This is a genomic window from Acidobacteriota bacterium (genome assembly GCA_040752915.1).
Classification (GTDB): domain Bacteria; phylum Acidobacteriota; class UBA4820; order UBA4820; family DSQY01; genus JBFLVU01.
In genome coordinates, this window is record JBFMHB010000125.1 from 1 (window position 1) to 3,698 (window position 3,698).

2 protein-coding genes are annotated in these 3,698 nt (G+C 65.7%); both read right to left on the reverse strand.

Translation table 11 applies throughout. The features are described 5' to 3' along the window. Nucleotides 1-148: 148 nt before the first annotated feature. Nucleotides 149-2,533, reverse strand: coding sequence for a penicillin acylase family protein (locus AB1824_13265; protein ID MEW5765930.1), 2,385 nt, complete (start codon nucleotides 2,531-2,533; stop codon nucleotides 149-151). Between the two features lie 468 nt (nucleotides 2,534-3,001). After that, a complete protein-coding gene (greA, locus tag AB1824_13270) occupies nucleotides 3,002-3,487 on the reverse strand; it encodes a transcription elongation factor GreA (protein ID MEW5765931.1) in 486 nt (161 codons plus the stop codon). Between the last annotated feature and the right edge of the window lie 211 nt (nucleotides 3,488-3,698).

A 3,698-nucleotide genomic window follows, 5' to 3' on the forward strand; every position in this document is an offset into this window, starting at 1 on the left:
ATGCTCGCATCGGCCGAAGGGCCGGCCCATGCAAGCAAGGGCCGCTACAGTGGAGGCCTTCGAGGGCGGATGGCCGGGTGAACACCCAAGCGCCCCCCGGACCCGGTCCGGGGGGCGCAAAGCGCATGGCGCAGAAAGTGGATGGCTCTTACTGGGGCAGGGGGAAGCTCCTCGGGGTGAAGGGGTCGTACACGGGAGCCATGGTGAAGAAGTGCGTGTCGAAGACGGGCTGGCCCTGGCCGCCCATTCCGATGAAGCCCGATTCGCCGAGGGGGAACATGGTTTCGAGGCGCACGGGGCCCGCCGGGCCGTACTCGATGCAGTGGGCGTAGGTGGACCGGTTGGAGTAGGGCGTCGTGTGGATGGGGCCCAGCAGGTCGTGGCGGTGGGTGATGACGCCCCGGGGCACGTTGTAGGGCGGCATGCCGATCCGGTTCATGACGCTGTCGAGGGCCAGGACGATGAGCTCCTGGGGGTCGGTGGGGAGGCCCACCTGCTGGGTGTCGAGGAACCACGGATAGTTGTTCACGACGCCCGAGGATCCTCCCTTGAGGGCGTGGAGGCAGACGTTGAGGTTGTTCATGGACGGGGCGCCGAGGGTGCTGCCCACCTCGTTGGCCATGACGAACTTGATGAACTCCTTGGTCCACTCCTCCTGGAGGTACCAGGCGTCGGCCCGGGTGGTCCCCATGGCCCACTGGGAGGCGCCGCCGGCCACGAAGTGGCCGTCCCAGGCTCCGATGAGGGCCAGGGCCGCGAGGCGGTGGGAAGCCGGGTGCGCGTTCACGGCGGCGGTGAAGTAGGGGCCCACCTGGCTCCAGACGACGCCGCGCCCGATGGCGAAGGAGTCGGTGGTGGCGATGTTGAGGGCCAGGTCCCGCACCTGCTCGAAGGTGAGGTTGTCGTGGGTCTTCAGGTAGTCGTTCACCACGTGGGCGCCGTGGAAGGGCCCGAAGTTGTATCCGAGGTTCTGGGGGGCGTTGTCGTAGGAGGCGCTGGCCTTGTTGTTCCAGCCGCAGTAGTAGCCCTGCGAGGTGTTGCGGTCGTGGGCCCGGGGCTTGAGCTGGCCCGTCCACTCGTGCTCGAAGTCCCCCGGAGAGGGCATGCGCGGGTCCTGGTTGGCGGAGCGGACGGGATCCCACCCCGACATCCAATAGGCGATGTTCCCGTCCTTGTCGGCGTAGCAGAAGTGCTGGCTCACGCAGATCTTCTCGATGCCCTGGCCGAACTGGTCCATGGAGGTCGCGCGCGCCATCTGGAGGAAGCCGTCCAGGGCCCCCCACTCGTGGCCCCAGTGGGCGTTCTTCCAGGCCACGGTCGTGTCGTTCAGGTTCTTCAAGTCGTAAGGCATGGGGTTGACGATGGGGCCGTGGCTGGAGCGGTAGACCTTCACCCTCACGTCCGCGCCGCCCAGGACGTGGATGATCTCCTTGTGGTGGAGTTTGGTGGCCAGGGGGCTCTCGATGTAGTAGTCCGTCGTGTGGGCGTGGCCCACCTGCATGGACCAGGCGTGGTGGGCGGTGCGTCCGATGATGAGGCCCGGGATCCCGGGGACCGTCATACCCGAATAGCTAAGGGTGGGGCACTTGATGGAGCCCTCCGCCACGATGGCGGGGACGGGGAAGCCCATCTGGGGGCCGGAGTAGAGGATGGGGTTGCCGGAGGCGGTCTTGTCGCCCGAGACCACCCAGGCGTAGGAGCCCATCTTCACCCGGGCGTTGATGCGGTCCAGGTTGTCCTTGATCCGGTCGAGGACGCCACCCAGGCCCTCGGAGGCCGCCTTCAAGTCGGGCAGGGCGGCCACGCTGGCCTCGAGGCGGGACAGGTCCTCGGGAGCGGGGAGGACGGAGGGCCGGCTGCCGGAGTCGGGGATGTAGGCGAGGGCGTCGGGATCGTTGAGCCACCGCATGTCGGCGAACATGGCGAGGCCCGCCTGTCCGTACATCCCCTGGAGGGTCTGGGCGATGACGGCGTTTTCGAGCTGGCCCTGGTTCAAAGCCTCCGGATCGAACTCGCGCTGGAGGAGGACGAGCCACGCCATGACGTCGTAGCGGGTCCACTTCTCGGGGAGGATCTGCTGGTGGACCTGGGCCGAGAGGGCCTGGTACTCGAAGGGGAGGAGGGCCGGATTGGCGCGCACCTCGTCCACGCGGCGGTTGAAGCCGGCCACGAAGCCGTCGATACAGTCCTGCGAATCCTGGCTGAGGGACTTGAATCCCTTTTTGTACTCCTTGTTCGTGTAGCCCACGGTCCGCATGAACATGTCGGTCTCGAGCTGGCTGGCGCCGAAGATCTCGCAGAGCCTCCCCGTGGCCGAGCGGTAGTAGGTCTCCACCTGCCACATCCGGTCCGTGGCCACGGCGTATCCCATGGCGTCGAAGGCGTCGCGGACGGAGCTTCCCTCCACGAACCAGACCCCCTTGGCGTCGCGGGTCGTGGTGGCCGCGCCGGCGGGAACGGGCCCCAGGCTCCAGAGGATGGCTACGAGAACCAGGACGAACGCCGCCGTGGATATCCTGCGCTTCTTGACCATGGGCACCTCCTAGAGTTCGCGTTTCCCGGCCCGAGGGCCGCACCGTGAAACCCGCTGACGTGATGGCCTCAGGGTAGCACAAAAGAGACGGGAAGGAGGGAGACGGGAGATGGGAGACGGGAGACGGGAGACGGGAGACGTTAGACGAGAGACGAGAGACGTTAGACGAGAGACGTTAGACGAGAGACGAGAGACGTTAGACGAGAGACGAGAGACGAAAGGCGGAAGGCCAAGGCAAAAGGCATTTGGGATTTGAAGAAAGACGAGACGAGAGACGAGCAGCGATTCTTCGCAGTCCCCCAGTCGCGAAGAGCGAAATGAGGGACAGCCACCTATTTCGAAATTGGGGACAGCCACCTATTTTGTTCCGATCAACCGGTGGCCCCGGATCCCGTTGCCGGAACGTTCGGGGATTCGATCCTTACCCATCGAAATCCAGAATTCGGATTTCGGAATCTCGTTCCCGCCCTACAGGTCGTGGATGGTCTTGAGTTCGAGGACTTCGAAAGTGCGCTTCCCGCCGGGGGTCTGGACCACGACCTCGTCGCCTTCGCGCTTGCCGAGCATGGCCTGGCCGATGGGGGACTGGACCGAGTAGAGGCCCTTCTGGAAGTCGGCCTCCTCGTGGGTCACGAGCCGCACCGTCAGTTCCTCGTCCTTGTCCAGATCCAGGAGCTTCAGCTGGCTGCCGTAGGCGGCCTTGTCCGTGGGGATGGCGTTGAGGTTGATCCGGGAGAGGGCGCCGATCCGCTCGCGGAGTTGCATGACCCGCGCCTTCACGTACTGCTGGCGCTGAAGGGCCATGTGGTACTCGGCGTTCTCCGACAGGTCGCCCAACTGGCGGGCGCGATCGATCTCTTTGGGGAGCTCGATCCGGAGTTCCTGGTCGAGCTTCTTCAGTTCTTCCTCAAGGGCCTTTCGCGTGGCCTCGAGGCCCTTGGACACGGTGGCCATGGGCGCCTCCTCCGAAGGGCTATCTTAGCCGAAGGTCCTGCCTCCGTTCCAGCTTCTGTCCTCTTTCCCGGACGGTCGCACCCGGTCCGAAGGCGAACGGGTGTCAGAAACCCATGAGAAAGCGCCACATGGCCGGCCCCCGCCGGGCCCTTCGGATGGCACGGCCGTTGCTCACAGGGAGCCAGGAGGTGACGTCATGGTCTCCGCCCGC